Genomic DNA, 25,477 nt, shown 5'->3' on the forward strand with positions numbered 1-25,477 from the left:
GGTGGGCGAGCGCGAACGCGATGAAGCCTTCGCGGCCGGGTGGGCAAACCGATCAGGCAAAACGTCCATTATGGCGCAGCTGTTCAGCCGGCGCGAGCGGGACGCGGGGCCGTGGCGACCGCCGAGCGGCGCCCGAGCACCACGGTCGCGATCACGGCGGCCGCGAACAGCCACGTCGACGACGTGACCGTTTCGCCGAACAGCAGCGCGGAAAAGGCGATCGTCAAGAAAATCTGCAGCAGTTGCACCTGGCCGACCCGCGCGATGCCGCCCATCGCGAGCCCCGCATACCACGCGAAAAAGCCGATGAATTGCGAAAAGAGGGTCACGTAGCCGAACGCGAGCCACGTGCGCAGCGCGAGCGGGCCCGGATGCGCGGCGTGCTGCATCCACGCGAGCCAGCCGACCGGCAGCACGAGGAACGGCGCCGACACGACGAGCGCCCAGCAGATCACCTGCCAGCCGCCGATCTGGCGCGCGAGGCGCGCGCCTTCCGCATAGCCGAGCGCGCCGATGCCGACCGCGACGAGCATCAGCGCGTCGCCGGCCTGCACGGTGCCGCCGCCGTCGCGCAGCGCGAACGCGATCACGAGCGCGCTGCCGGCCACCGCGCTGGCCCAGAACGCCTTCGACGGCCGTTCGTGCGACAGCCAGGCCGCATACAGCGCGACGAACAGCGGCTGCAAGCCGTTGACCACCGCGCCGTGCGAGGCGGGCACCGATTTCATCGCCCAGGCCGAGAACACCGGATACGCGATGATCACGCCGGCCGACGTGATCGCGAGGCTTTTCAGTTGCGCGCGGCTCGGCAGCGGCTCGCGGCGCCACCACAGCAGCAGGCCGGCCGGCACGGCGGCGGCGAGCGCGCGGCCGAGCCCGTTGAGCAGCGGATTGAGCTCGGATACGACGATGCGCGTCATCGGCAGCGTCAGGCTGAAGATCATCACGCCGATGAGGCCGAGCAGCATGCCCCGGGTTTCGCGCGAATTCATGTCGTGGGTGTCTCCGTCGTGCAGGTCGTTGTCGTCGGGAAAGCGGCGGGGCGGTCAGCGCAGCGTGCGTGCGCCGTGCGGCGTGTCGAATTCGGCGATCAGCGCCGGCGGACCGTCGGTCGATTCGAGGTCGAGCAGGTGCGCGGCGCCGAGCCAGTCGAGTTGCTCGCGGACCGTATCCGCGTGCGGGTGGGCGCCCTTGAGCGCCTTCAGCGCGACGCCGTCGGCCGGCAGCGATTCGGCCGGATGACGCGGGCTGTCCCACTGGATCAGCGACGGCACGAGGCCGTCGCCGGCGCCTTGCCATGCGGGGAAGCTGCCGTCGTCGGGCACCGTGAGGCCCCAGCTCAGGTCGCCGCGCCGCATCGCGACGACGGGCGCGATGCGCGCCGGGTACTGGCGCTGCCACAACGCAAGCTGGCGCGGGCGGTCGACGCGCGCCACCCAGTGCGCGAGAAACGGGCCCTGCGCGAGCCGCGCCTGGAGCGCCGGATCGTCGAGCCCGAACAGCCGCGCGCGCGGCGGCTTCGCGCCGTCGTCCGGCGCGGGCGCATCGGGGTCGATCGCGATCACTTCGAGGTAGAGCCCGCCCCACGCGCCGAACAGCGCATTGTGGGTCCGCATCAGCGGATGGCGGCCGCCGCCGGCCGGCTCGATGCCGAGTGCGTCGGCGACATGGCGCACGCCTTCGTCGAGGGTGCGCGCGGCAATCACGAGATGGTCGAGTGTCAGGGAGCGGGCTGGCATGAGCGTCGGTCGGGAAGCGAAAGTGTCATGGTAGGCGGACGGCGGGCCGGGCGCGGGCCGGACCGGCCGGCGCACCGGCCGCGAAGCGGGCCGGCGGGCGCAGCGCCGGGTGCGGCGGGGCCGCAACGGCGGCCGCACGATCGCCATTCCGGTCAACTGTAATCGTCGCTACCGGCACAGTAACGGTACAATCGGCGCGATAGCCTTCGGTACAGTTGGAGCTGCCGCCCATGTCCACCGTCCCACTCGCCCAGATTCCCGCGCCGCACGACACGGCCACGCTCACGCTCGTCGACCAGTTGGTCCAGTGGGCGCGGCGGCGTATCGACGAACGCGTGTTCCGTCCCGGCATGCGCATGCCGTCGATCCGCAAGCTCGCGCTCGACAAGAGCGTGTCGCGCTTCACCGTCGTCGAGGCCTACGAGCGCCTCGTCGCGCAGGGTTACCTCGACTCGCGGCGCGGCTCCGGCTTCTACGTGCGCGAGCGCACGGGCGCCGGCCCGCAGCCGGCCGACAGCGTCGCGCGGGTGGCCGAGGCCGCGCCCGTGCACAACACGATCGACGTCGTCTGGCTGCTGCGCAACATGCTGCATACCGTCAGCCCGGAGAAGGGTCCCGGCCTCGGCTACCTGCCGGGGCGCTGGCTCGACGGCGAGCTGATCACCGGCGCGCTGCGCGCGCTCGGGCGCCAGTCGGGCGCGCAGATGCTCGGTTTCGGCACCGCGCAGGGCTTCCTGCCGCTGCGCCAGCAACTGCAGACGCGTCTCGCCGAAGTCGAGATCGGCGCGAAGCCTGAACAGATCGTGCTGGTGTCGGGCATCACGCAGGCGATCGACCTGATCTCGCGGATCTACATGCGCCCGGGCGATGCGGTGATCGTCGGCGATCCCGCGTGGTTCCAGATGTTCGGCCGTTTCGCGGCGCAGGGCGCGCAGCTCGTCGGGATGCCGTATACGCCCGACGGCCCCGACCTCGACGCGCTCGAAACCCTGGTGCAGATGTGGCGGCCGAAGATGCTCGTGATCAATTCGGTGCTGCAGAACCCGACCGGCACGTCGCTGTCGGCCGCGCAGGCGTTCCGGATCCTCAAGCTCGCGGAGGCCTACGATTTCCTGGTCGTCGAGGACGACATATACGGCGACCTGTGCCCGCCCAGCTATCCGGCCACGCGGCTCGCGAGCCTCGACCAGCTGAAGCGCGTGATCTATCTCGGCAGCTATTCGAAGACGCTCGCGGCGAACCTGCGGGTCGGCTACGTCGCGTGCGCGCCGGAGATCGCGAAAGCGATCACCGACCAGAAGATGCTGGTCGGGATGACCACGCCCGAGCTCAACGAGCGCGTGTTGTACAAGATCCTGACCGAAGGGCATTACCGGCGCCACGTCGAGCGGCTGCGCGCCCGGCTCGACGGCGTGCGCGACAAGACCGCGCGGATGCTCGAGCGCACCGGGCTCGGGCTCTTCACGATGCCCGCGGCCGGGATGTTCCTGTGGGCCGACACGGGCGTCGATTCGGACGCGCTCGCGGCGGTCGCGCACGAAGCCGGCTTCCTGCTGACGCCGGGCAGCCTGTTCTCGCCGCAGCAGTCGCCGTCCACGTGGATGCGCTTCAACGTCGCGAACTGCGGCGATCCGGCGCTGCCGGGGCTGCTGGCGAGCTATATCGACTCGGCGGTGCGGCGCGCGTCGTGACGCGGCGCGGCAAGGCCGGCTCTTGAAATTGTCCGAGCCGTCCCCAGATACGCGCGCAAACCGCCGGCGCCAGGCGGTCGTCCCACACGGGCCGTCCCACACGGGCCGTCCCGGACGCGCCGTCTTTCGCGGGGCCGCCGGCATCGCGCGCCGGGCGCCGGCGTCACCCCTTTTCAGTTCTAGTAAGAGGAAACAGCATCCATGGCACACGAAACGATGAGCTTTCAGGCAGAGGTCAAGCAACTCCTCCACCTGATGATCCATTCGCTCTACAGCAACAAGGAAATCTTCCTGCGCGAACTGGTGTCGAACGCGTCCGACGCGGCCGACAAGCTGCGTTTCGAGGGGCTCGCGGACAACGCGTTGTACGAGAACGATCCGAACCTGCGCATCCGCATCGGCTACGACAAGGCCGCGCGCACGATCACGATCGACGACAACGGCATCGGCATGAGCCGCGACGAGGCGATCGCGAACCTCGGCACGATCGCGCGGTCGGGCACCAAGGAATTCTTCACGAAGCTGTCGGGCGACCAGCAGAAGGATGCGGCGCTGATCGGCCAGTTCGGCGTGGGCTTCTACTCGGGCTTCATCGTCGCCGACAAGATCACCGTCGAGACGCGCCGCGCGGGCCTGCCGGCGAACCAGGCCGTGCGCTGGGAAAGCGCCGGCGAGGGCGATTTCACGATCGACGCGATCGAGCGCGCGCAGCGCGGCACGACGATCACGCTGCACCTGCGCGAAGGCGAGGACGACCTGCTGTCGTCGCACCGCCTGAAGTCGATCATCCAGAAGTACTCCGACCACATCGCGCTGCCGATCCTGATGCGCAAGGAAGAGTGGGATCAGGAAAAGGGCGAGATGGTCCTGAAGGACGAGGACGAAACCGTCAACCAGGCGAGCGCGCTGTGGACGCGTTCGAAGAGCGACGTCACCGACGAGCAGTACACGCAGTTCTACCAGCACATCGCGCACGATCACCAGGATCCGCTCACGTGGACGCACAACCGCGTCGAGGGCCGCAGCGAATACACGCAGCTGCTGTTCGTGCCGGCGCACGCGCCGTTCGACCTGTGGAACCGCGATTATCGCGGCGGCCTGAAGCTGTACGTGAAGCGCGTGTTCATCATGGACGACGCCGAGCAACTGCTGCCGCAATACCTGCGCTTCGTGAAGGGCGTGGTCGATTCGGCCGACCTGCCGCTGAACGTGTCGCGTGAAATCCTGCAGGAAAGCCGCGACGTGAAGGCGATCCGCGAGGGCGTGACCAAGCGCGCGCTGTCGATGCTCGAGGAACTCGCGAACGCGGAAGAGGATGCCGGCAAGGAGAAGTACAAGACGTTCTGGGGCGCGTTCGGCCAGGTGCTGAAGGAGGGCCTCGGCGAGGATCACGCGAACCGCGAGCGCATCGCGAAGCTGCTGCGCTTCGCGTCGACGCACGGCGACACCGACGCGCAGGACGTGTCGCTCGCCGACTACGTGTCGCGCATGAAGCCCGAGCAGAGCAAGATCTACTACGTGACCGCCGATACCTGGCAGGCCGCGAAGAACAGCCCGCATCTCGAAGTGTTCCGCAAGAAGGGTGTCGAGGTGCTGCTGCTGACCGACCGCGTCGACGAATGGATGCTGTCGTTCCTGCACGAATTCGACGGCAAGCCGCTCGCGAGCGTGGCCCGCGGCGATCTCGATCTCGGCGAGCTGAACGACGAGGAGAAGAAGGCGCAGGAGCAGGCCGGCGAGGCGATCAAGCCGGTCGTCGAGAAGATGAAGGAAGCGCTCGGCGACAAGGTGAAGGAAGTGCGCGTCACGTTCCGCCTGACCGATTCGCCGTCGTGCCTCGTCGCGGACGACAACGACATGAGCGGCTATCTGCAGCGGATGCTGAAGGCGGCCGGCCAGAACGCGCCGGCGATGCAGCCGATCCTCGAGATCAATCCTGAGCACGCGCTCGTGAAGCAACTGAACGCCGACAGCGCCGATTTCGGCGACTGGTGCCATCTGCTGTTCGATCAGGCGCTGCTGGCCGAAGGCGGCATGCTCGACGATCCGGCGAGCTTCGTGAAGCGGACCAACGCGCTGCTGCTGTCGCGCGCCGCGTGAACGCGCGCATGCGATTCGACGGCGCCCAGGCCGGCTGGCGCGAGACGCCGCGGCCTGGCTGCACGCTCGACCAGCGCGACTGGCTGACGCGCGGCGGATCGCTGACCGCGCACCTCGCGCGGCTCGGCCGCGTGAACGTGCGCGTGACGCGCGAGGCCGTCGATTCGCCGTGGTTCGACGAGCCGGACGCGCTCGCCAGTTCGCCGCGCGCGCCGATGTGGGTGCGCGAGGTGATCCTGTCGGTCGACGGCACGCCGTACGTCGCCGCGCACAGCATTGCGCCGCTCGCGGCCAGCAAGGGCGTGTGGCAGGCCATGCGGCGGCTGCGCACGCGGCCGCTCGCGGAGCTGCTGTACAGCGATCCGCAGGTCGAGCGCTCGGCGCTCGTGAGCCGGCGCGTGATCGCCGGTCATCCGCTGTATGCGCTCGCGAGCCATGCATTGCAGGGCGCGCGTGCGCCGCATGCGTTTGCCGCGCGCCGCTCGGTGTTCCAGCGTCAGGGCAAGCCGCTGATGGTCACCGAGTGCATGCTGCCGGCGCTGTGGCGCCATCTCGCCGCGCACGGCGACGGGCCGGGGTCGGTCGGGCCGCACGGAGGCGCGTGATGCTGCAGGGCTTTCCGCCGGTCGTCGCGCCGCATACGCACACGATGATTCTCGGCAGCTTTCCGGGCGAGGCGTCGCTCGACGCCGCGCAGTACTACGCGCATCCGCGCAACCAGTTCTGGCGGCTGCTCGGCGCGGTGCTCGGCGAGCCGACGCTGCATGAACTGCCGTACGACGCGCGGCTCGCGCGCGTGCTGTCGCACGGCATCGGCATCTGGGATGTGCTCGATGCGTGCCATCGTCAGGGCAGTCTCGATTCCGCGATTCGCAATGCGAAGCCGAACGACTTCGCGTCGCTGCGCGAGCATGCGCCGTTGCTGAAGCGCGTGTGCTTCAACGGCAAGACGGCGGGGCGGTTCGCGGACGTGATCGGCCAGGCCGGATACGAGACGCTCGTGTTGCCGTCGTCGAGCCCGGCGAATGCGATGCTGTCGTTCGAGCAGAAGCTCGCGCAGTGGCGCGCGATCGCCGTTCGATAGCGTCGCGTCGGAGCGTCGCCGCGCTAGCCGGGCGACTGTCGTACGGCAACCGAGGTTCTCGCGTCAGCCGCGCGCGGATGCAAGGCGCGGTAGACGATCAGGATCAGCAAAATCGGCAACAGGACGGCGCCCGGTTGTCCCATCGCGGGCTTGAACACGAAGAAAAACGAAAGGCCCGGCAGGACCCACGCCAACGCCATGACCGCATGGTCCACCCGCCCGAGCGCGCGGGTTGCCCGGTCGTACCTGCACATGTAAATGATCGCGAGCAGCAGCCACGCGAGATCGTAGTAGACGAGGTACGGCTGCGTCAGCAGCGTCGCAACGATCGCCGCCGCCGCGCACAGGTCGGCATGCTTCTTCCTCGCCCATAGACCCGCGGTCGCAACGACGGCCGGTATCGCGACGGCCGCCTGCACGGCAAAGGCGGTCGGCAGACTGGCGCCCGACCGTCGCGACATCGCGAACGGCGTCGGCATCGCGTTCCAGATTCCGCCGGCGTTGTTCGCCAGGATCAAGTGGCTGAACCACGACAGCGTGTCGAAAAAACGCATCCACGGCGGCACGCCGAGCACCAGCGCGCTGACCGCGCAGAACAGCGCGGCCGTGACGGCCATCGCGCCAACCGCGCGGACATGTCCGCCGCAGAGGAACAGCACCGGGAACAGGAGCGCGAGCTGCGGCTTGATGACGAGCAGGCCAGCGCATACGCCGGCGGCGACCGGACGTCGTTCGAGCCATCCCAGCGCGCCGGCGGCGCACGCCAGGGTCAGCAATGAATTCTGGCCGCAGATCGTCGCGACCCAGATGCCGGGGAACGCGATGAGCGCGATCCACGGCAGCGGGCGATCCTTCATCGCGAGCGTGCACGCCGCCAGCGCGACAGCGATGCCGATGCCGACGAACAGGCCGTACGAAGCGGCGTAGGGCAGCAACGCCAGCGGATACACCAGCAACTGGAAGGTCGGCGGATAAACCCACGGCGCGGCGATCCGCGCGGGCGGCCAATCCGGCAGCAAGCGGGCTTCCGCCGCGAACATCTGATGAAGGTCGAAGGCAGCGAGCGGCCCGCTGTGGAGCGACACGAAGGACGCGCTCCAGAAAACCCGGAAGTCGATGCCGGGAGGCGGCACGCCGGGGAGATGCAGCACCCAGCACGAAAATGCCCAGATACCCAGCAACGCGAGCTGAAACAGCAAGATGGCCGCGCTGTACAGCACGAGCCGCTCTCGGGAGAGCCATCCCCGGCGATCTGGCGATGCGTGGTCCGTCGCAGTGTGCGTCATGGCCGCTATGAGCCTCCCCGAATGCCGTTTCAGTTTGGCATAGGTTCGGTCGACCGAACGGCCTTTTTATTGCAAGAAAGTAAATGACCGGTCACGTCTGCGAATCAGGCTGGCGGGTTCGTGGATTTCGACGGTCGTCGTATCAGCAGTCGAATGGACTGGGACATCGGCACGTACCGGCCGCAGGCACGCATGGCGCCCGTCGCGCGCCGTTGCCGGCGACGCTCAATCGTCGTTGCCCCAGCGCCACCGCGGTCTCTCGCCCTTGATCCAGCACACCGCGGTGAGCAGGGCGACCAGCACCACGATGCACGCGCCGTACGCGGCCGGCGAGCGTTGCGGCGGCAGCAGCCACGCGCTCGCGACGATCCCGAACGCGAACAGCAGCAGCACGACCCAGCCCTGCCACGCCACCGGCAATCCCCATCCCCAGCCGTAGCGCTTCGCTGGAAACCAGATCTTCCTGTCGTTCGAGGTCATGCGCGCTCCCGTGATCCGCAAGTGCAGCGTAGCGCCGACGTGATTCGGCGTCACGCAGGGCCGCGCGTTCGTCGCGGCCTCCGTCTCCCACCAATGCTATCCTCTCGTCCGCTCATCCAGCGTCACCCAGCGAGATTCAATCATCATGACCCGACTGATCAAGCGCGCGTCCGCCGAGGCGCGCGCGTTCAAGCAACGCAAGGCGTCCGCCTACAACGGCTCCGAAAAACTCCAGCCGCCACGCGTGAAGCGCCGCCCGGACATCGACGAGCACGACGACGTGCCGGTGCTCGAAGCGCCGCGCAAGCCGCGCTTCGCGCCCGTTACGTTCTCCGAAGAAGGCGGCGTGCGCTTCCTGCACTTCGGCACCGAGTGGGTGCAGGGCGCGATGCGGATCTCGAAGCCGCTGCACATCGAGCTCGAATACGCGCAGCAGATGATGGCGTGGCTGCTGTTCCTCGAAACGCCCGAGCGGATCGTCCAGCTCGGGCTCGGCACCGGCGCGCTGACCAAGTTCTCGCACCGTTTCCTGCCGCACGCGAAGGTCGAGGCCGTCGAGCTGAACCCGGCCGTGATCGTCGCCGCGCGCACGATGTTCGCGCTGCCGCCCGACGACGCGCGCCTCGTCGTGCACGAAGCCGACGCCTGGGACTTCGTCAACGACCCGGCCAACCGCGGCACGACCGGCGCGATCCAGATCGACCTGTACGACGCGACCGCGCGCGGCCCCGTGCTCGACAGCGTCGCGTTCTACCGCGCGGTGCGCGGCTGCCTGGCCGATGCCGGCATCGCGACGATCAACCTGTTCGGCGATCATCCGAGCTTCGTGCGCAACATGAAGCACCTGAACGCGGCGTTCGACCACCGCGTGATCGCGCTGCCCGAAGTGCACGACGGCAACCGCATCGCGATCGCGTTTTCGGGCCCCGCGCTCGACGTGCCGTTCGCGCAGCTCGACGCCCGCGCGAAGCTGATCGAGGACACGCTGAAGCTGCCCGCGCGCAAGTGGGTGAAAGCTTTGAAAGCAACGGCCGGCGCACGCGACACCGCGTTCGCGATCTGACGCCGGATGCACCGGCGGCAGGCCGGTGCAACCCGCGACAAGGGGCGGATCACCTCGGGTTCGCCCCTGCTTGACCGCGTGCTCGCGGCTCCTATACTGGCGCGAAGCCAGGGGAGCCGCAGCCTACCCGTTTTGCCGCTCCTCTCGGTGCCGTACCCGCTCAACAAGATCGATAACCGGGAAACAAGAGGAGACGTCATGGCTCACGATGCCGACGCCAACCGGGCCGCCAAGCGCTGGCTCTGGCTGCTGGTACTGCCGCTGATCGCGATGGTCTGGGTGCCGTCGTACAGCAAGATCGAACCGCAATGGCTCGGTTTTCCGTTTTTCTACTGGTACCAGTTGCTTTGGGTCTTCATCAGCGCGGTGATCACCGCGTTCGTGTATTTCAAGACCAAGAACGCGTGGAAGGCGAGCGGCACGCAAGGAGGTGCGCAATGAATCTCGGCGCGACCTTCGTCTTCGTCCTGCTGTTCATCGGCGTCACGATCATCGGTTTCCTGGCCGCGAACTGGCGGCGCGGCGATCTCGCTCATCTCGACGAATGGGGCCTCGGCGGACGCCGCTTCGGCACGATCGTCACGTGGTTCCTGCTCGGCGGCGACCTCTATACGGCCTACACGTTCGTCGCGGTGCCCGCGCTCGTATTCGGCGCCGGCGCGATGGGCTTCTTCGCGCTGCCGTACACGATCCTGATCTATCCGTTCGCGTTCGTCGTGTTCCCGAAACTGTGGAGCATCGCGAAGCGGCACGGCTACGTGACGGCCGCCGATTTCGTCAACGCACGCTACGGCAGCCGGATGTTGGCGCTTGCGATCGCGGTGACGGGCATCGTCGCGACGATGCCGTACATCGCGCTGCAACTGGTCGGCATCGAGGTGGTGATCGGCGCGCTCGGCTTCGACACGACCGGGTTCGTCGGCGATCTGCCGCTGATCATCGCGTTCGCGATCCTCGCCGCGTACACGTACACGTCGGGGCTGCGTGCGCCCGCGATGATCGCGATCGTGAAGGACGTGCTGATCTACGTCACGATCGCGGCCGCGGTCATCGTGATCCCCGCGAAGCTCGGCGGCTTCGGGCACATCTTCTCCGCGGTGCCGCCCGCGAAGCTGCTGCTGAAGGCGCCGGACGCGACGAGCCTGAACGGCTACAGCGCGTACGCGACGCTCGCGATCGGCTCGGCGCTCGCGCTGTTCCTGTATCCGCACTCGGTCACGGCGATCCTGTCGTCGTCGTCGGGCAACTCGATCCGCCGCAACATGGCGATGCTGCCCGCGTACTCGTTCGTGCTCGGCCTGCTCGCGCTGCTCGGCTACATGGCGCTCGCCTCCGGCGTGAAGGACATGCCGCAGTACGCGCCGTACTTCAAGGCGTTCGGCCCGAACTTCGCGGTGCCCGCGCTGTTCCTCGAGTATTTCCCGTCGTGGTTCGTCGGCGTCGCGTTCGCGGCGATCGGCATCGGCGCGCTGGTGCCGGCGGCGATCATGTCGATCGCGGCCGCGAACCTGTACACGCGCAACATCCACCGCGAATTCGTGAACCGCAACATGTCGCACGACCAGGAAACGCACGTCGCGAAGCTCGTGTCGCTGATCGTGAAGGTCGGCGCGGTCGCGTTCATCCTCGGGCTGCCGCTGACCTACGCGATCCAGCTGCAACTGCTCGGCGGGATCTGGATCATCCAGACGCTGCCGGCGATCGTGCTCGGCCTGTACACGCGCGTGCTCGACCATCGCGGCTTGCTGGCCGGCTGGGCGGCCGGCATCGTGTGCGGTACGTGGATGGCGATTTCGCTGAAGCTGGCCAGCTCGATCTTCACGATCCACCTGTTCGGTCTCGCGATCCCCGGTTATGCGGCCGTGTGGTCGCTGGTCGTGAACCTGGTGGTATCGGTGGCGGTGAGTGTGCTGGTGCGGGTGATGGGCATGGCGCATGCGGAGGATCGCACGCGGCCGGAGGATTATCTGGACGTCGTCGAGGGCTGATACGGCCGCTCGCCGCGCACGACGCATTACGTGGCTGCCCGGCAACGAAAACGCCCGCCACCGCAAGGTGGCGGGCGTTCGTTTTGCGTCAGCCCTGCGCGCGTTTCGCGAGATCCTCGCGCTGCGACAGGTCCTCGACGTTGACCATCCAGTGCACGCCGAAACGATCCTTCGCCATCCCGAAGCCGAGCGCCCAGAACGTCTTGCCGAACGGCATCGTCACTTCGCCGCCGTCGGCGAGCGCATTGAACAGCTTCTGGCCTTCGTCGACCGTCGCCGGGTTCAGCGACAGCGAATAGCCGGCATGCGCGGCGCCCGCCGGCTGGCTGCAATCGCCGTCCGAGCACATGATCATCGAGTCGCCGATCGTGAAGCTCGCGTGCATGACCTTGTCGGCCATCTCCGGCGACATCGGGTAATCGGGATTCGGCGGGGCGTCCTTGAAGTGCATCTTGAACATCGTCTTCGCGCCGAGTGCCTTTTCGTAGAACTGAAGGGCTTCGTCGGCGCGACCGTAGAACGTCAGGTACGGTTGAACTTGCATCGTTGTCTCCTGGGATGAGCCGTGCCGGCGCGGCGGCGCTGGCACGGCGTCGTGCAAGACTGACTGGGGGGAAAGGGTGCATCGGGAGGCGGCCGTCGCACCCGTGACGTGGATTGTAGTGCGCGCGCTTGACGATGGAATGAAAAATAAAAACGGCCGCGAACATCACGTTCGCGACCGTGTGCAGCAAGTGCTGACGGCTGTTGTCAGTCTTGCTGACAGCCGCTGACGCGCGGCATGGCTCAGCGCAGCGCGTCGATCAGCTTCTCGAGCTTCACCGCGTCGGCGGCGAACACGCGGATGCCTTCGGCGAGCTTTTCGGTGGCCATCGCTTCGTCGTTCAGCTGGAAGCGGAACGACGCCTCGTCGATCGCGACGCGCTCGGCCGGCTTGTCCTGCAGCGTGTCGGGCGACAGCTTGCGCGCGACCGTGTCGTTGCTCTCCTGCAGCTTCTGCAGCAAATCGGGACTGATCGTCAGCAGGTCGCAGCCGGCGAGCTCGATGATCTGGCTGGTCGTGCGGAAGCTCGCGCCCATCACTTCGGTCTTGTAGCCGAAGGTCTTGTAGTACGTGTAGATGCGGCGCACCGATTGCACGCCCGGATCGTTCGCGCCGCCGTCCCGCGCTTCATTCCAGTCGGCGCCGGCCTGCTTCTTGTACCAGTCGTAGATGCGGCCGACGAACGGCGAGATCAGCTGCGCGCCGGCTTCCGCGCACGCGGCGGCCTGCACGAGCGAGAAAAGCAGGGTCATGTTGCACTTGATCCCTTCCTTCTGCAGCACCTCGGCCGCGCGGATGCCTTCCCACGTCGACGCGAGCTTGATCAGGATGCGTTCGCGGCCGACGCCGGCTGCTTCGTACAGCTTGATGAGCTCGCGACCCTTGTCGATCGAGCGCTGCGTGTCGAACGACAGGCGCGCGTCGACCTCGGTCGATACGCGGCCCGGGATCAGCTTCAGGATTTCGGTGCCGAATGCGATCAGCAGGCGGTCGATGATGAAATCGGTGCTTTCGTTGCGATGATCGCGGACGGTTTTCTCGAGGATCGGCTTGTACGCATCCTTCTGGACGGCCTTCAGGATCAGCGACGGATTCGTGGTCGCGTCCTGCGGCTTGTATTGCGCAAGCTGCTGGAAGTCGCCCGTGTCGGCGACGACGGTCGTGTACTGCTTCAGCTGGTCGAGTGCGGTAGTCATGGCGATTCGGAAGAAGCGCGCGGGGCGCCGGGTTCTCACGGGCCGCGCGAGCGCGGCGGCGAAGCGAAGCGGCGCCGGGCGCCGCCTCCGATCCATCATTTTAGGCCCGATTCGTGTCGAGCACGTTTTGGCGTGCCGGGCACGCGCCGCGGCGGCCGGCGAGCCGCGTCACGCGGGGCGCCGCGCGTTCAGGATCACCTGCGTGACGACGCCCGCGACGAGCCCCCAGAACGCCGGGCCGATCGACAGCAGCGTGAGGCCCGACGCGGTCACCATGAACGTGACGAGCGCCGCCTCGCGCTGCTTCACGTCCTGCATCGCGTTCGCGAGCCCGCTCATGATCGAGCCGAACAGCGCGAGCGCCGCGACCGACACGACGAGCGCCTTCGGCAGCGCCGCGAACAGCGCGGCGATCGTCGCGCCGAAGATGCCGGCGATCAGGTAGAACGTGCCGCACCACACGGCGGCCGTGTAGCGCTTCGCGTGATCCTCGTGCGCTTCGGGGCCGGTGCAGATCGCGGCCGTGATCGCCGCGAGGTTCACGCCGTGCGAGCCGAACGGCGCGAGCAGCAGCGACGCGAGGCCGGTCGTCGCGATCAGCGGCGATGACGGCGTCGGATAGCCGTCCGCGCGCAGCACCGCGATGCCCGGCACGTTCTGCGACGCCATCGCGACCACGAACAGCGGAATGCCGATGCTGACGATCGACGCGATCGAGAACGCGGGCATCGTCAACACGGGTTGCGCGAGCGCGATGTGGAAGCGGCTGAAATCGAGCAGGCCGAGGCCGCCGGCCACGGCCGTGCCGACGATCAGCGTCGTCGGAATCGCATAGCGCGGCGCGAGGCGCTTGACGATCAGGTAGGTGAAGAACATCGCGAGCACCAGCGCGGTCTGGAACTGCGCGGCGCGGAAGATCTCGATGCCGATCTCGAACAGGATGCCCGCGAGCAGCGCCGCCGCGATGCCGGCCGGAATGCGCTTCATCAGCGTGTCGAACAGCCCGCTTACGCCGACGGCCGTCAGCAGCAGCGCGCACACGACGAACGCGCCGATCGCCTCGGGGTAGGGCACGCCGGGCAGCGACGCGATCAGCAGCGCGGCGCCGGGCGTCGACCACGCGACCACGACGGGCGCGCGATAGCGCAGCGACAGGCCGATGGTCGTCAGCGCCATGCCGATCGACAGCGCCCAGATCCACGACGAGATCTGCGCATCGGTGAGGTGGGCGGCGCGGCCGGCCTGGAACATCAGCACGAGCGAACTCGTGTAGCCGGTCATCATCGCGACGAAGCCGGCGACGAGCGCGGACACGGACGTATCGGCGAAAAAGCGGCGGCCGCCGGCGCGGCCGGCGCTCGCGGTGGGCGAAGGGTTCATGCAATCTCCGGGGCGGCCGCTCGGACGCGGCCTGTGTATCTGCGGGTGGGTGTCGTTACTTGCTGAGTGCGCGCATCGCGGTTTCGAGGCCCGCGAGCGTCAGTGGATACATGCGCTGGCCGAGCACGTCGCGAATGATCGCGATCGATTGCCGGTACTCCCATAGCCGCTCGGGCTCGGGGTTCAGCCAGGCATGATGGGGGAACTGGTCGGCGAGCCGGCGCAGCCACACGGCGCCGGCTTCCGGATTGTTGTATTCGACCGAGCCGCCGGGCTGCAGCACTTCGTACGGGCTCATCGTCGCGTCGCCGACGAAGATCAGCTTGTAGTCGGGCGTGAACTTGTGCAGCACGTCCCACGTCGCCGTGCGTTCCGCGTGGCGGCGGCGGTTGTTCTTCCACAGGTGGTCGTACACGCAGTTGTGGAAGTAGAAGAATTCGAGGTGCTTGAATTCGGCCTTCGCGGCCGAGAACAGCTCTTCGGTGCGCTTGATGTGGTCGTCCATCGAGCCGCCGACGTCGAGCAGCATCAGCACCTTCACGTTGTTGTGGCGCTCGGGCACCATCCGCAGGTCGAGCCAGCCTGCGTTCGCGGCCGTGCTGCGGATCGTGCCGGGCAGGTCGAGCTCCTCGGCGGCGCCTTCGCGCGCGAAGCGGCGCAGCCGCCGCAGCGCGACCTTGATGTTGCGCGTGCCGATCTCGACCGAATCGTCGTAGTCGCGGTACGCGCGCGCCTCCCACACCTTCACCGCGGTGCGGTTGCCGTTCGACGGGCCGCCGATGCGCACGCCTTCGGGGTTGTAGCCGCCGTGCCCGAACGGCGACGTGCCGCCCGTGCCGATCCATTTGTTGCCGCCTTCGTGGCGCTCCTTCTGCTCGTCGAGCAGCGCCTTCAGGCGCTCCATCAGCTTGTCGAGCCCGCCCATCGCGTCGATCTGCGCCTTCTCCTCCGGCGACAGCTCGCGCTCGAGGCGCTTCTCGAGCCAGTCGAGCGGGATGTCGAACGCCTCGGACGGCAGCGTGGACACACCGTGGAAATATGCGCCGAACGCCTGGTCGAACTTGTCGAAGTACTGTTCGTCCTTGACGAGTGTCATCCGCGCGAGGAAGTAGAACGCGTCGATCGACGGCGAGATCAGCCCGGCCTTCAGCGATTCGAGCAGCGTCAGGTATTCCTTCACCGAGACGGGCAGCTTGGCTGCGCGCAGCGCGTAGAAGAAATTGAGCAGCATGGCCGGGCCTTCGGGGTGGGGGAGTTACCGGTTGTGCCGGTTCATGTAGACGAGCCGTTCGAGCAGGCTCAGATCCTGCTCGTTCTTCAGCAGCGCGCCCGCGAGCGGCGGCACGATCTGCTTCGCGTCCGCGCCGCGCAGCGCGTCGGCCGGGATGTTCTCGGCGAGCAGCAGCTTCAGCCAGTCGAGCAGTTCGGACGTCGACGGCTTCTTCTTCAGGCCCGACACGCCGCGCAATTCGAAGAAACTCTCGAGCGCCGCGCGCAGCAGCTCCTCGCGGATGTCGGGGAAGTGCACCGCGACGATCTTCTGCATCGTCGACGGGTCCGGAAACTGGATGTAGTGGAAGAAGCAGCGGCGCAGGAACGCGTCGGGCAGCTCCTTCTCGTTGTTCGACGTGATGATGACGAGCGGACGGTGCTTCGCGCGGACCGTCTCGCGCGTCTCGTACACGTGGAACTCCATCCGGTCGAGCTCGCGCAGCAGGTCGTTCGGGAATTCGATGTCGGCCTTGTCGATCTCGTCGATCAGCAGCACGCTCGGGCGCTCGGCGTCGAACGCCTGCCACAGCACGCCCTTGACGATGTAGTTCGCGATGTCCTTCACGCGCGCGTCGCCGAGCTGCGAATCGCGCAGCCGCGACACGGCGTCGTATTCGTACAGGCCCTGCTGCGCCTTGGTGGTCGACTTGATGTGCCACTGCAACAGCGGCATGTCGAGCGCGGCGGCCACTTCCTCGGCGAGCATGGTCTTGCCGGTGCCGGGCTCGCCCTTGATCAGCAGCGGGCGTTGCAGCGTCAATGCGGCGTTGACCGCGAGCTTCAGATCGTCGGTGGCGACGTACTGCGAGGACCCTTCGAAACGCATGGCGGCGCTCTTCTTCATCGGGAAAAAAACCCAGTATAAGTCAGAAGGGCTGTCCGGTTGGGCCGCGCCCGCGTATCGTTGCGGGGCTGCGGCGGGGCGAACCGGGGCGCCGTATGGACGCGTTCCCCGCCGACGCGGTACAATCTGGCCGTTTTTTTTGGCCTGCGTGGCGATCCGATAAGCAAAACGGCGCGGGCCGTTGCCGCTTTGGCGCCAGTTTCCCCTCAAGCTAGGTTACAAGAGCTATGAACAAATTCGTCGGCAAACACGTCGTTGTCGCAGCGCTCGTGGCGCTCGCGGGCAGCGCGCAGGCGGCCGGTGTGGTCGGCAACCCGAAGGACGGGGCGAGCAAGGCCGCCATGTGCATCGGTTGCCACGGCATCCAGGACTACCGCGCGGCGTACCCGGAGGTCTACCGGGTGCCTGTCCTCGGCGGCCAGAACCAGCAATACCTCGAGAACGCGCTGAAGGCCTACCGCAAGAAGGATCGTCACTTCCCGTCGATGAATGCGATCGCCGGTTCGCTGACCGACCAGGACATCGCGGATCTGTCGGCGTACTACGCCGCGCAGAAGGCCGACACGAAGGACAATCCCTACAAGTAAAGCGCGCGCCGCCGATCTCTCCGGCGGGACAGGAGCATTCATGAACAACGCATTCAAGACGGCGGCGGTTGCACTGGCGGCCGGCCTCGCGATCGGTACCGCGCACGCCGCGGACATCTCGAAGGGCAAGGAACTGGTCGAGTCGCACAATTGCGCGGCCTGCCACGGCGCGCAGCTGAACAAGCCGATCAACGCGGAGTACCCGCGCCTCGCCGGCCAGCACGCCGACTACCTCGTGTGGGCGATGCGCCAGTACCAGATGGGGCTGACGAACCCGCTGCTCGGTCGCAACAACGCGATCATGCAGGCGCAGGTACAGAACCTGTCGGTCAGCGACATGAAGGACATTGCGTCCTACATCGAGTCGCTGAAGGAAACCGACCTCGTGTTCAAGAAGTAAGCGCGACGGGCCTCGCGGGCTCACGCAGCAAGAATGCCCCGCCTCGGCGGGGTATTTTTTTGTCCGCGGCCCGGTGCAGGCCGATGTGCCGGCCTCGGGGCGTCAGTCGCGCGACGCGCGGCGCAGGATGCGCTGCAGGTACGCGTCGGTATCGGGCGGCGTGTTGGTGCGCTGCGCTTCCCAGATCGTCTCGCCGAGGCATTCCATGATCGCGTGCTGCGCGTCGTGGGTCGAGTCGAGCTTCGCGGCCAGCTTGTCGTGCGCGGCGCGGATGCCGGGCGGCTGGTCGATCGACAGCTGTTCGCTGATCGCGAGGTGCATCGACAGGTGCAGGAACGGATTGGTCCGGCCTTCCTCGGGCGTGTAGTTGCGCGCCGCCGCGCCGTCGGCGTCGGCCAGTTCGTCGTGGTATTCGGGATGCTCGACGATCCAGTCGGCGGCAATCGCTTCCAGCGGCGTCAGGATCTCGCCCGCGCGCTGCTTGCGCCAGGTCTCGGTGAAAAAGCGACGCACGTCGTCGCGGCTTGGATTGAACATGGTGGGGAAACGTCGTGATTCGGGCGGCTCATGCCGCGTCGGGCATTGTACGCCGGAGCGGCGCACGGCGCTGGCGGCGGCCCCGGCAGCGGTCGAGGCGGTGTTGCGCCCGCCCGCCGCGGAACGGGTAAGCGCGGGTAGGCTCGCCGCCGCCGCGCCGCTACACTCCGACGATTCCCGTCACGGCGCGTTGCCGCCCGTTTCGTCATGACCGCCACCGTCCGCCCATCGTCCGCGGCCCTGCAGGGCGCGCTCTACGTCGCGTTGTCCGCCGCCGCGTTCGGCGCGATGGCGATTTTCGGCCGCTATGCGTATGCGGCCGGCGTCGACGTGCTCGGGCTGCTGATCGTGCGCTTCGCGATCGGCGGCGCGGTGCTCGCCGCGATCGCACGGCAGCGCCGCGTCGCGTGGCCGCGCGGGCGCTCGCTCGCGCCGCTGGTGACGATGGGCGCGCTCGGCTACGTCGGGCAGTCGTTCTGCTATTTCAGCGCGCTGCAGCACGCGCAGGCGAGCCTCGTCGCGCTGCTGCTGTACCTCTATCCGTCGTTCGTCACGCTGCTGGCCGCGTGGTGGCTCGGCGAGCGCCTGACGCGCGCGAAGGCCGTCGCGCTGGTGCTGTGCGTCGCGGGTTCGGCGCTGATGGTCGGCGGCGGGCACGGCGAGCCGCTCGGGATCGCGCTCGCGCTGGCCGCCGCGGTGATCTACTCGCTGTACATCGTCGGCGGCACGAAGGCGACGCGCGGCGTCGATCCGCTCGCGACCACCGCGATCATCTGCCTGTCGGCCAGCGCGACGCTCGTCGCGATCGCCGTCGTGGGAACGGCGGCGTTCGGCGCGCCGCCGCGCTGGCCGGCGACGGCCGGCGGCTGGGCGTCGATGCTCGCGATCGCGCTGATATCGACGGTCACGGCGATGCTCGCGTTCTTCGCCGGGCTCGCGCGGCTCGGGGCCGCGCGCACGTCGATGCTGTCGACGCTCGAGCCGGTCGTGACGGTCGCGCTCGCGGCGCTGCTGTTCGGGGAGGCATTGTCGCCGCTGCAATGGGCGGGCGGCGTCGCGATTCTGGCGGCCGTGCTGGCGCTCGTGCGCGCGGGCGGCGCGGCGGCCGACGACGCGACGGCGACGTCCAACGCGTAGTCGGGAAAGGGGGCGGGGACTGCGACGGCCCGCGGCGCGGGCCCGTCGTACCGGACGCTTATTCGTTGGGCGGCGGCGTCTTCGGCCGGAATTCGCACAGCGGCTCGATCGCGCAGTGCCAGCATTCGGGCCGCCGTGCCTTGCACACGTAGCGCCCGTGCAGGATCAGCCAGTGATGCGCGTCCTGCAGGAATTCCTTCGGCGTGAACTTCTCGAGCGCGGCCTCGACGGCCCGCACGTCCTTGCCCGGCGCGAGCCCGGTGCGATTCGCGACGCGGAAGATATGCGTGTCGACCGCGATCGTCGGCTGGCCGAACGCGGTGTTCAGCACGACGTTCGCCGTCTTGCGGCCGACGCCCGGCAGGCCTTCGAGCGCTTCGCGATCGGCCGGCACCTCGCCGTCGTAACGCTCGAGCAGGATCCGGCACGTCGCGACCACGTTCTTCGCCTTGGTGCGATAGAGGCCGATCGTCTTGATGTACTCGGTGACGCCTTCCTCGCCAAGCGCGACGATTTGTCGCGGGGTGTTCGCGACCGGAAACATTTTCCGCATTGCCTTGTTGACCGACACGTCGGTCGCCTGCGCGGACAGCATCACGGCGATCAGCAGCTCGAACGGCGTCGAATATTCGAGCTCGGTGGTCGGATGCGGATTGAGGCTCTGCAGCGTTTCGTAGATCGCGCGTCGTTTGCTGGCGTTCATGGAGCGTTCTGGTCGGGCGGCGCGGACGGGCCGTCCGGATCGTCGTTGCCTGCGTCGTTGTCGTTGTCGTGGTCGTTGCTGCCCGATGCCGCTTCGGCGTCGCGCTGCGCCTGCTGTTCGGCGAGCCGCTTGCGGCGGGCCTCGGCCGCGTCGATCTGCGCCTGGACGGCCGCGCTCACGCCTTCGGTGTTCTTCGGCCCGGCGCCTTGCCCGGACAGTTCTTCCTTCTTCTTGCGCGCGCGTTCGAGCGCGGCGGCGATGATCGCGCGTTTCTTCGCTTCGGCGTCGTCGTCGGCCGGTGCGGCGGCTGGCGCGCCGGGCTGTGCGGCGGTGGGCTCCGCGGCCGGCTTCGTGGCGCTGGCCGCGCGGCGTGCGGCGGCGCGCGCTTCGGCGGCCTCGCGCTCGCGGCGCTGGCGTGCGAGCCGCAGGTCGTGACGTTCGCGTGCGGCGTCGGCCTGTTCCTGCGACCACGCCTCCCAGCCCGTGCGATCGCCGGTCACCGGCAGCATTGCGATGCAGTCGACCGGGCACGGCGGCACGCACAGGTCGCAGCCCGTGCACAGCGACGCGACGATCGTGTGCATCTGCTTCGGCGCGCCGACGATCGCGTCGACCGGGCATGCCTGCATGCACAGCGTGCAGCCGATGCACAGGTTTTCGTCGATGAACGCGATCGCGCGCGGATGCTCGGTGCCGTTGACCGGGTTCAGCGGAATCACCGGCTTGCCGAGCAGCTTCGCGAGGCGCGCGATGCCTTCGGCGCCGCCGGGCGGGCACTGGTTGTAGTTCGCGTCGCCGGCGGCGATCGCCTCGGCGTACGGGCGACAGCCGTTATAGCCGCACTTCGTGCATTGCGTCTGGGGCAGCAGATCTTCGATGCGATCCGCGAGTGTTTTGGAGTCGGTCACGGTAACAGCGGGCGCAACGGCGCCGAATGGCTCTCGGCCGCGTCGGGCGCGGCCGGAAAGGTTTGCCAAAGCTCGATTATCGCCGATTTCCCGCATTGCGCTGGACGCCGTCTATGCGCATAATCGAACCGCTTTTTTGCAGGGGCTCAGCAGGAGGGCGGCCGTCCGCGGCGCGCCCGTTCCAGGGCGGCCGGCGCCGAGGCGGTGGGGGTGCCGGTCCGGATCAAGCGGCTCACATAGCAAAACGCCACCATGAATCAGCCAAAAATCAAAAGAGATCCTGAAGGTACGCGCCGCCGCATCCTGATGGCGGCAGCCGAAGAGTTCGCGAATGGAGGGCTGTTCGGCGCGCGCGTCGATCAGATCGCGCGCCGGGCCGAAACCAACGAGCGCATGCTCTATTACTACTTCGGCAGCAAGGAGCAGCTCTTCACGGCGGTGCTCGAACACGCGTTTTCCGCGCTGACCGAGGCCGAGCGCGTGCTCGATCTCGATGGCGTCGCGCCGGTCGAAGCCGTCACGCGGCTCGCGCATTTCGTTTGGGACTACTACCGCGACCATCCGGAGCTGCTCCGGCTCATCAACAACGAGAACCTGCACGAAGCCCGCTATCTGCACAAGTCGACGCGGATCCGCGAGATGATGTCGCCGATCGTCGCGAAGCTCGGCAACGTGCTGATGCGCGGCCAGAAGGCCGGGCTGTTTCGCAACGACGTCGATCCGCTGCGCTTCTACGTGACGCTGTCGGGGCTCGGCTACTACATCGTCTCGAACCGCTTCACGCTCGCCGCGACGCTCGGCCGCGACTTCACCGACACCGACGAACGCGCGGAGATGGTCCGGATGAACACCGAGGTGCTGCTCGCGTATCTGCTGCGGCGCTGACGCAACGAACGGACGAGCCGGCGAGCCGCCCGCTCGTCGTCGCCGCATGAAAAAACGCCGCCGTGCGCAAGCAACGGCGGCGTTTTTGCGTCGGAGGGCGGCGTGTCAGGCGGCCTTGCGGGCACGCACGGGTTTTGCGCGCGGGCTGCTTGCCGCGCGTTTCGCGGCGGGCGCGGCCTTTGCGGCGGGTGTCCTCGCGGGCGCGACCGTCACGGCCGGCGCCTTCGCGCGCGTACGCTTCGCGGCGGTGGCGCGCGCCGTCGTCTCCGGCTCCGGTTTGGCGGCCGGCACGACGCCGATCGCGGTCGCATCCTGCGCATCGGCGGGCAACTTCGTCGCGCCGTTCTTCGGCTCCGGCGCATGCTCGCGGATGAAGTCGCGCAGTTGCGGATAGATGATCGTGCGCCAGCGGCGGCCCGAGAAGATCCCGTAGTGACCGCATTTCTCGGCGGTCAGGCTGCGGCGATCGTCTTGCGGAATGCCCGTGCACAGCTCGTGCGCGACGTGGGTCTGGCCGCTGCCCGAGATGTCGTCGAGTTCGCCTTCGATCGTCATCAGCGCGGTGCGCTTGATGTCCTGCGGCCGCACGCGCTCGCCTTCGACGTCCCACGTGCCTTCCGCCAGCCGGAATTCCTGGAACACGACGCGAATGGTTTCGAGGTAATACTCGGCGGCCATGTCGAGCACCGCGTTGTACTCGTCGTAGAAGCGGCGGTGCGCTTCGGCATCGTCCTCGTCGCCGCGCAGCAGGCTCTGGTAGAAATCCCAGTGCGATTGCGCGTGCCGCTCCGGGTTCATCGCGACGAAGCCCGTGTGCTGCAGGAAGCCCGGATACACCTGGCGGCCTTCGCCCGGATAGTTCGCGGGCACCGTGTGGATCACGTTGTTCTCGAACCACGCGGTCGAGTGCTGCGTGGCGAGCGAATTCACGGAAGTCGGGCTGCGGCGCGCATCGATCGGGCCGCCCATCATCGTCATCGTGAGCGGGGTGTCCTCGCCGCGGCTCGCCATCAGCGAAATCGCCGCGAGCACCGGCACCGTCGGCTGACATACCGAGATCACGTGCAGGTTGCGCGCGCCGATGTGGCGGATGAATTCCTGGATGTACGCGATGTAGTCGTGCAGGTGGAACGGGCCGACCTCGACCGGCACCATGCGCGCGTCGATCCAGTCGGTGATGTAGACCTTGTGATCCTGCAGCAGCGTGCGCACGGTGTCGCGCAGCAGCGTCGAATGGTGGCCCGACAGCGGCGCGCAGACCAGCACGACCGGCTCGTCCTTCAGTTGCGTGACGGCGTCGGCGTCGTCCGAATAGCGCTTGAAGCGCAGCAGCCGGCAGAACGGCTTCTCGATGATCGTCTGCTCGACGATCGGAATGTTGTGGCCGTCCTTGACGATCTGATGAATGTTGAATTCCGGCTTTTCGTAATCCTTGCCGAGCCGATACATCAGCTCATAGGCGGCTGCCATCCGCGGGGCGCCGGGCATCAGCGAGAACGGACTGGACGGATTCGCGAACGACTTCGAGGCGGCCTGGGCCCAGGCCGTGAGGGGGCTCAGCATGGCCCGCTGGAATTCGTGCAGTTGGTAAAGCATGCAGGCTACTCCCGCGTGGGGGACGGTGCGCAAGGGCGGCGTGAGGCGTCGCGGCGTGCCGTGTGGGTCAGCGACCGGCCATGTTGCATTGCAGCCGGACAATCGCGTCGATCATATCGGACAACGATCGGTGGTGCAATGCAACATTTCCCCGGGTTTTCATCAAAGTGTTGCGATTTGACGATCTCTGACCAAGGCCGCGGCGGCAGCGTTCAGCGGCCGGTGGCCACGGCCGGCGCGGGCTGGCCGGCCGCGCGCGCCATCGCGTCTTCGTGGTGCATCAGGTTCATCGCGGTGTGCACGAGCGCCACGTGCGAGAACGCCTGCGGGAAGTTGCCGACGAGCCGCCCGGCGACCGGGTCGTATTCCTCGGCGAGCAGCCCGAGGTCGTTCGACAGCGCGAGCAGGCGGCTGAAGAGCCGATGCGCGTCGTCGATCCGGCCGAGCAGCGCGTAGCTGTCGACCAGCCAGAAGCTGCATGCGAGAAACGTGCCTTCGCCCGGCGGCAGGCCGTCGTCGTATTCGGTCGTGCGGTAGCGCATCACGAGCCCGTCGTGCAGCAATTCCCGTTCGATCGCGTCGACCGTGCCGACGATGCGCGGGTCTTCCGGCGGCAGGAAGCCGAGCTGCGGCAGCAGCAGCACGCTCGCGTCGAGCTCGTCGCTGCCGTAGCTTTGCGCGAACGCCTGCTTGCCTTCGTGCCACGCATTGGCGCAGACGTCCGCATGGATCCGCTCGCGCAGCGCGCGCCAGCGGTCGAGCGAGCCGGGCAGCCGGAACATTTCCGCCGACTTGATCGCACGGTCGAACGCGACCCAGGCCATCACCTTCGAGAACGTGAAATGGCGCCGGCCGCCGCGCGTTTCCCAGATCCCTTCGTCGGGCTCCTGCCAGATCTTTTCCAGATGGTCGAGCAGCGCGCACTGCACGGACCAGACGGTGTCGTCGGCCTGCAGGCCGCCCACGCGCGCGAGGTGCAGCGCGGCCATCACCTCGCCGAACACGTCGAGCTGGAGCTGGTTCGCGGCGCCGTTGCCGACGCGTACCGGCAGCGAGTCCTGGTAGCCGGGCAGCCAGTCGAGCTCCATCTCCGGCAGCCGGCGCTCGCCGGCGATCCCGTACATGATCTGGATCTGCTCCGGCGAGCCGGCCATCACGCGGCCGAGCCACGTGCGCCAGGCCCGCGCCTCGTCGTAGTAGCCGCCGCGCATCAGCGCGAGCAGCGTGATCGTCGCGTCGCGCAGCCAGCAGTAGCGGTAATCCCAGTTGCGGTTGCCGCCGATCTTCTCGGGCAGCGACGTGGTCGGCGCGGCGACGATGCCGCCGGTCGGCTCGTACGCGAGCGCCTTCAGCGTGATCAGCGAGCGGCGCACGGCGGCCGCGTAGCGGCCCTGCACCTGGCAGCGGCCCGCCCATTCGAGCCAGTAGTTCTCGGTGCGCGCGAGCATCGACAGCGGATCGCGCGCGGGCGGCAGCCGCATGTGCGACGCCGCGTAGCCGAGCGAGAACGGCACGCGCTCGTCGGCGCCGACCGTGAATTCCGCGAGCGTATGGAGGTTCTTGCCGGTGAGCGGCACCGGCGTGCGCAGTACGACGGTGTCGGGCCCGGCGATGGCCTTCATGCCGTCCTCGCGGGTCAGTTGCGTGACCCACGGAATCGAGAAACCGTAGTCGAAGCGCAACACGAGCTCCATGCGCATCTTCATCGTGCCGTGGCGGCCGACGACGATCCGCACCAGCTCGGACCAGCCGTTGCCGGGCGGCATGAAGTCGATCACGGTGACGGCGCCGTCCGCGCTTTCGTAATCGGTTTCGAGAATCAGCGTGTCGCCGCGATAGCGGCGGGTCGTGTGCGTGATCGCGGCGTCGGCGGCCGGAGCAAGCAGCCAGCGGCCGTGCTCGGGCGTGCCGAGCAGCGCCGCGAAGCAGGCGCCCGAATCGAAGCGGGGCCAGCACAGCCAGTCGACGGAGCCGTCTTTTGCGATCAGCGCGGCCGTATGGCCATCGCCGACGAGGGCGTAGTCTTCGATCAGGGCGGGCATGGGCAGGCGATCCTT

At 67.9% G+C, this 25,477-nt stretch carries 25 protein-coding genes; 11 read left to right on the forward strand and 14 right to left on the reverse strand.

The genetic code is table 11. The features are described from left to right. Positions 1–83 precede the first annotated feature (83 nt). Complete coding sequence (locus DFS13_RS14235; protein ID WP_111441830.1) at positions 84–992, reverse strand: DMT family transporter; 909 nt, start codon at positions 990–992, stop codon at positions 84–86. A 54-nt stretch (positions 993–1,046) separates the two neighbouring features. After that, entirely contained in the window at positions 1,047–1,739 is a 693-nt protein-coding gene (locus DFS13_RS14240; protein WP_080322645.1) for a VOC family protein, read from the reverse strand. Between the two features lie 230 nt (positions 1,740–1,969). Between DFS13_RS14240 and DFS13_RS14245 the strand changes: the two genes are divergently transcribed. The 4 genes from DFS13_RS14245 (at position 1,970) to DFS13_RS14265 (ending at position 6,614) form a co-directional block, all read left to right on the forward strand. Next, the gene (locus DFS13_RS14245; RefSeq protein ID WP_006483766.1) at positions 1,970–3,430 is read left to right on the forward strand and encodes a PLP-dependent aminotransferase family protein; all 1,461 of its coding nucleotides are present in this window, start codon (positions 1,970–1,972) and stop codon (positions 3,428–3,430) included. Between the two features lie 201 nt (positions 3,431–3,631). Continuing rightward, positions 3,632–5,530: a molecular chaperone HtpG gene (gene htpG, locus DFS13_RS14255; protein ID WP_006497068.1), complete on the forward strand. Its 1,899-nt coding sequence runs from the start codon at positions 3,632–3,634 to the stop codon at positions 5,528–5,530. Between the two features lie 8 nt (positions 5,531–5,538). Next, the gene (locus tag DFS13_RS14260; protein ID WP_111441856.1) at positions 5,539–6,135 is read left to right on the forward strand and encodes a chorismate lyase; all 597 of its coding nucleotides are present in this window, start codon (positions 5,539–5,541) and stop codon (positions 6,133–6,135) included. Further along, positions 6,135–6,614 (forward strand): DNA-deoxyinosine glycosylase, encoded by a 480-nt coding sequence (locus DFS13_RS14265; protein ID WP_006490664.1) that lies wholly within the window; start codon positions 6,135–6,137, stop codon positions 6,612–6,614. The genes DFS13_RS14260 and DFS13_RS14265 overlap by 1 nt, the downstream gene beginning before the upstream one ends. A gap of 23 nt (positions 6,615–6,637) precedes the next feature. Here the strand turns inward: DFS13_RS14265 and DFS13_RS14270 are convergent, their stop codons facing one another. Further along, positions 6,638–7,900 carry a glycosyltransferase family 87 protein gene (locus tag DFS13_RS14270; protein ID WP_230878177.1) on the reverse strand — a complete coding sequence of 421 codons (1,263 nt, stop codon included), beginning with the start codon at positions 7,898–7,900 and terminating at the stop codon, positions 6,638–6,640. Positions 7,901–8,125: 225 nt separating this feature from the next. Beyond that, positions 8,126–8,380, reverse strand: coding sequence for a hypothetical protein (locus DFS13_RS14275; RefSeq protein ID WP_006493699.1), 255 nt, complete (start codon positions 8,378–8,380; stop codon positions 8,126–8,128). Between the two features lie 145 nt (positions 8,381–8,525). On the opposite strand from DFS13_RS14275, the gene DFS13_RS14280 reads away from it, so the two are divergent. The 3 genes from DFS13_RS14280 (at position 8,526) to mctP (ending at position 11,431) form a co-directional block, all read left to right on the forward strand. Continuing rightward, positions 8,526–9,443: a spermidine synthase gene (locus DFS13_RS14280; protein ID WP_111441831.1), complete on the forward strand. Its 918-nt coding sequence runs from the start codon at positions 8,526–8,528 to the stop codon at positions 9,441–9,443. Positions 9,444–9,641: 198 nt separating this feature from the next. After that, positions 9,642–9,884, forward strand: a complete 243-nt coding sequence (locus DFS13_RS14285; protein ID WP_006490660.1) for a DUF3311 domain-containing protein — start codon at positions 9,642–9,644, stop codon at positions 9,882–9,884. Next, complete coding sequence (gene mctP / locus DFS13_RS14290; RefSeq protein ID WP_006490666.1) at positions 9,881–11,431, forward strand: monocarboxylate uptake permease MctP; 1,551 nt, start codon at positions 9,881–9,883, stop codon at positions 11,429–11,431. The genes DFS13_RS14285 and mctP overlap by 4 nt, the downstream gene beginning before the upstream one ends. A gap of 88 nt (positions 11,432–11,519) precedes the next feature. Here mctP and DFS13_RS14295 read toward each other — a convergent pair whose 3' ends face one another. From DFS13_RS14295 to DFS13_RS14315, 5 genes are all read right to left on the reverse strand, one after another. Further along, complete coding sequence (locus tag DFS13_RS14295; protein WP_006490663.1) at positions 11,520–11,975, reverse strand: VOC family protein; 456 nt, start codon at positions 11,973–11,975, stop codon at positions 11,520–11,522. A gap of 242 nt (positions 11,976–12,217) precedes the next feature. Continuing rightward, positions 12,218–13,171: a transaldolase gene (tal, locus tag DFS13_RS14300; RefSeq protein ID WP_012492750.1), complete on the reverse strand. Its 954-nt coding sequence runs from the start codon at positions 13,169–13,171 to the stop codon at positions 12,218–12,220. A gap of 168 nt (positions 13,172–13,339) precedes the next feature. After that, on the reverse strand, positions 13,340–14,551 hold the full coding sequence (locus DFS13_RS14305; protein ID WP_062884401.1) for a benzoate/H(+) symporter BenE family transporter: 1,212 nt from the start codon (positions 14,549–14,551) through the stop codon (positions 13,340–13,342). A gap of 55 nt (positions 14,552–14,606) precedes the next feature. Then, entirely contained in the window at positions 14,607–15,782 is a 1,176-nt protein-coding gene (locus tag DFS13_RS14310; RefSeq protein ID WP_006497060.1) for a VWA domain-containing protein, read from the reverse strand. A 24-nt stretch (positions 15,783–15,806) separates the two neighbouring features. Next, complete coding sequence (locus tag DFS13_RS14315; RefSeq protein ID WP_021033334.1) at positions 15,807–16,649, reverse strand: MoxR family ATPase; 843 nt, start codon at positions 16,647–16,649, stop codon at positions 15,807–15,809. A 245-nt stretch (positions 16,650–16,894) separates the two neighbouring features. Between DFS13_RS14315 and DFS13_RS14320 the strand changes: the two genes are divergently transcribed. Further along, the gene (locus tag DFS13_RS14320) at positions 16,895–17,254 is read left to right on the forward strand and encodes a cytochrome c (protein WP_006478192.1); all 360 of its coding nucleotides are present in this window, start codon (positions 16,895–16,897) and stop codon (positions 17,252–17,254) included. A 40-nt stretch (positions 17,255–17,294) separates the two neighbouring features. Beyond that, entirely contained in the window at positions 17,295–17,654 is a 360-nt protein-coding gene (locus DFS13_RS14325; protein WP_006490657.1) for a cytochrome c, read from the forward strand. A 102-nt stretch (positions 17,655–17,756) separates the two neighbouring features. On the opposite strand, the gene DFS13_RS14330 is transcribed toward DFS13_RS14325, so the two are convergent. After that, positions 17,757–18,191 carry a DUF1841 family protein gene (locus tag DFS13_RS14330; RefSeq protein ID WP_006490655.1) on the reverse strand — a complete coding sequence of 145 codons (435 nt, stop codon included), beginning with the start codon at positions 18,189–18,191 and terminating at the stop codon, positions 17,757–17,759. Positions 18,192–18,398: 207 nt separating this feature from the next. Here DFS13_RS14330 and DFS13_RS14335 point away from each other — a divergent pair, with 207 nt between their 5' ends. After that, positions 18,399–19,328, forward strand: coding sequence for a DMT family transporter (locus tag DFS13_RS14335; RefSeq protein WP_111441832.1), 930 nt, complete (start codon positions 18,399–18,401; stop codon positions 19,326–19,328). A gap of 58 nt (positions 19,329–19,386) precedes the next feature. Here DFS13_RS14335 and nth read toward each other — a convergent pair whose 3' ends face one another. Together nth and rsxB are read right to left on the reverse strand one after the other, a co-directional pair. Beyond that, a complete protein-coding gene (nth, locus tag DFS13_RS14340; protein WP_006478196.1) occupies positions 19,387–20,031 on the reverse strand; it encodes an endonuclease III in 645 nt (214 codons plus the stop codon). Then, on the reverse strand, positions 20,028–20,939 hold the full coding sequence (rsxB, locus tag DFS13_RS14345) for an electron transport complex subunit RsxB (protein ID WP_373863189.1): 912 nt from the start codon (positions 20,937–20,939) through the stop codon (positions 20,028–20,030). Before rsxB ends, nth begins: the two co-directional genes overlap by 4 nt. Before the next feature lie 252 nt (positions 20,940–21,191). Here rsxB and DFS13_RS14350 point away from each other — a divergent pair, with 252 nt between their 5' ends. Next, positions 21,192–21,824, forward strand: coding sequence for a TetR family transcriptional regulator (locus DFS13_RS14350; RefSeq protein ID WP_006485466.1), 633 nt, complete (start codon positions 21,192–21,194; stop codon positions 21,822–21,824). A 105-nt stretch (positions 21,825–21,929) separates the two neighbouring features. Here the strand turns inward: DFS13_RS14350 and DFS13_RS14355 are convergent, their stop codons facing one another. Together DFS13_RS14355 and DFS13_RS14360 are read right to left on the reverse strand one after the other, a co-directional pair. Then, positions 21,930–23,420 carry a polyhydroxyalkanoate depolymerase gene (locus DFS13_RS14355; protein WP_048992897.1) on the reverse strand — a complete coding sequence of 497 codons (1,491 nt, stop codon included), beginning with the start codon at positions 23,418–23,420 and terminating at the stop codon, positions 21,930–21,932. Positions 23,421–23,632: 212 nt separating this feature from the next. Then, entirely contained in the window at positions 23,633–25,462 is a 1,830-nt protein-coding gene (locus DFS13_RS14360) for a glycoside hydrolase family 15 protein (protein WP_006486779.1), read from the reverse strand. Positions 25,463–25,477 lie beyond the last annotated feature (15 nt).

The organism is Burkholderia sp. 28_3 (assembly GCF_003253915.1).
Classification (GTDB): Bacteria; Pseudomonadota; Gammaproteobacteria; order Burkholderiales; family Burkholderiaceae; genus Burkholderia; species Burkholderia cenocepacia.

Excerpts from the sequence above, each read along its gene's own strand:
- DFS13_RS14360 (WP_006486779.1), bottom strand. The coding sequence starts at position 25,462 with ATGCCCGCCCTGATCGAAGACTACGCCCTCGTCGGCGATGGCCATACG.
- DFS13_RS14355 (WP_048992897.1), bottom strand. The coding sequence starts at position 23,420 with ATGCTTTACCAACTGCACGAATTCCAGCGGGCCATGCTGAGCCCCCTC.
- DFS13_RS14245 (WP_006483766.1), top strand. The coding sequence starts at position 1,970 with ATGTCCACCGTCCCACTCGCCCAGATTCCCGCGCCGCACGACACGGCC.
- DFS13_RS14350 (WP_006485466.1), top strand. The coding sequence starts at position 21,192 with ATGAATCAGCCAAAAATCAAAAGAGATCCTGAAGGTACGCGCCGCCGC.
- nth (WP_006478196.1), bottom strand. The coding sequence starts at position 20,031 with ATGAACGCCAGCAAACGACGCGCGATCTACGAAACGCTGCAGAGCCTC.
- DFS13_RS14235 (WP_111441830.1), bottom strand. The coding sequence starts at position 992 with ATGAATTCGCGCGAAACCCGGGGCATGCTGCTCGGCCTCATCGGCGTG.
- DFS13_RS14275 (WP_006493699.1), bottom strand. The coding sequence starts at position 8,380 with ATGACCTCGAACGACAGGAAGATCTGGTTTCCAGCGAAGCGCTACGGC.
- DFS13_RS14260 (WP_111441856.1), top strand. The coding sequence starts at position 5,539 with ATGCGATTCGACGGCGCCCAGGCCGGCTGGCGCGAGACGCCGCGGCCT.
- DFS13_RS14335 (WP_111441832.1), top strand. The coding sequence starts at position 18,399 with ATGACCGCCACCGTCCGCCCATCGTCCGCGGCCCTGCAGGGCGCGCTC.
- tal (WP_012492750.1), bottom strand. The coding sequence starts at position 13,171 with ATGACTACCGCACTCGACCAGCTGAAGCAGTACACGACCGTCGTCGCC.
- DFS13_RS14320 (WP_006478192.1), top strand. The coding sequence starts at position 16,895 with ATGAACAAATTCGTCGGCAAACACGTCGTTGTCGCAGCGCTCGTGGCG.
- DFS13_RS14310 (WP_006497060.1), bottom strand. The coding sequence starts at position 15,782 with ATGCTGCTCAATTTCTTCTACGCGCTGCGCGCAGCCAAGCTGCCCGTC.
- DFS13_RS14325 (WP_006490657.1), top strand. The coding sequence starts at position 17,295 with ATGAACAACGCATTCAAGACGGCGGCGGTTGCACTGGCGGCCGGCCTC.
- mctP (WP_006490666.1), top strand. The coding sequence starts at position 9,881 with ATGAATCTCGGCGCGACCTTCGTCTTCGTCCTGCTGTTCATCGGCGTC.
- DFS13_RS14270 (WP_230878177.1), bottom strand. The coding sequence starts at position 7,900 with ATGACGCACACTGCGACGGACCACGCATCGCCAGATCGCCGGGGATGG.
- DFS13_RS14305 (WP_062884401.1), bottom strand. The coding sequence starts at position 14,551 with ATGAACCCTTCGCCCACCGCGAGCGCCGGCCGCGCCGGCGGCCGCCGC.
- DFS13_RS14330 (WP_006490655.1), bottom strand. The coding sequence starts at position 18,191 with ATGTTCAATCCAAGCCGCGACGACGTGCGTCGCTTTTTCACCGAGACC.
- DFS13_RS14280 (WP_111441831.1), top strand. The coding sequence starts at position 8,526 with ATGACCCGACTGATCAAGCGCGCGTCCGCCGAGGCGCGCGCGTTCAAG.
- DFS13_RS14315 (WP_021033334.1), bottom strand. The coding sequence starts at position 16,649 with ATGCGTTTCGAAGGGTCCTCGCAGTACGTCGCCACCGACGATCTGAAG.
- DFS13_RS14285 (WP_006490660.1), top strand. The coding sequence starts at position 9,642 with ATGGCTCACGATGCCGACGCCAACCGGGCCGCCAAGCGCTGGCTCTGG.
- DFS13_RS14265 (WP_006490664.1), top strand. The coding sequence starts at position 6,135 with ATGCTGCAGGGCTTTCCGCCGGTCGTCGCGCCGCATACGCACACGATG.
- htpG (WP_006497068.1), top strand. The coding sequence starts at position 3,632 with ATGGCACACGAAACGATGAGCTTTCAGGCAGAGGTCAAGCAACTCCTC.
- DFS13_RS14240 (WP_080322645.1), bottom strand. The coding sequence starts at position 1,739 with ATGCCAGCCCGCTCCCTGACACTCGACCATCTCGTGATTGCCGCGCGC.
- DFS13_RS14295 (WP_006490663.1), bottom strand. The coding sequence starts at position 11,975 with ATGCAAGTTCAACCGTACCTGACGTTCTACGGTCGCGCCGACGAAGCC.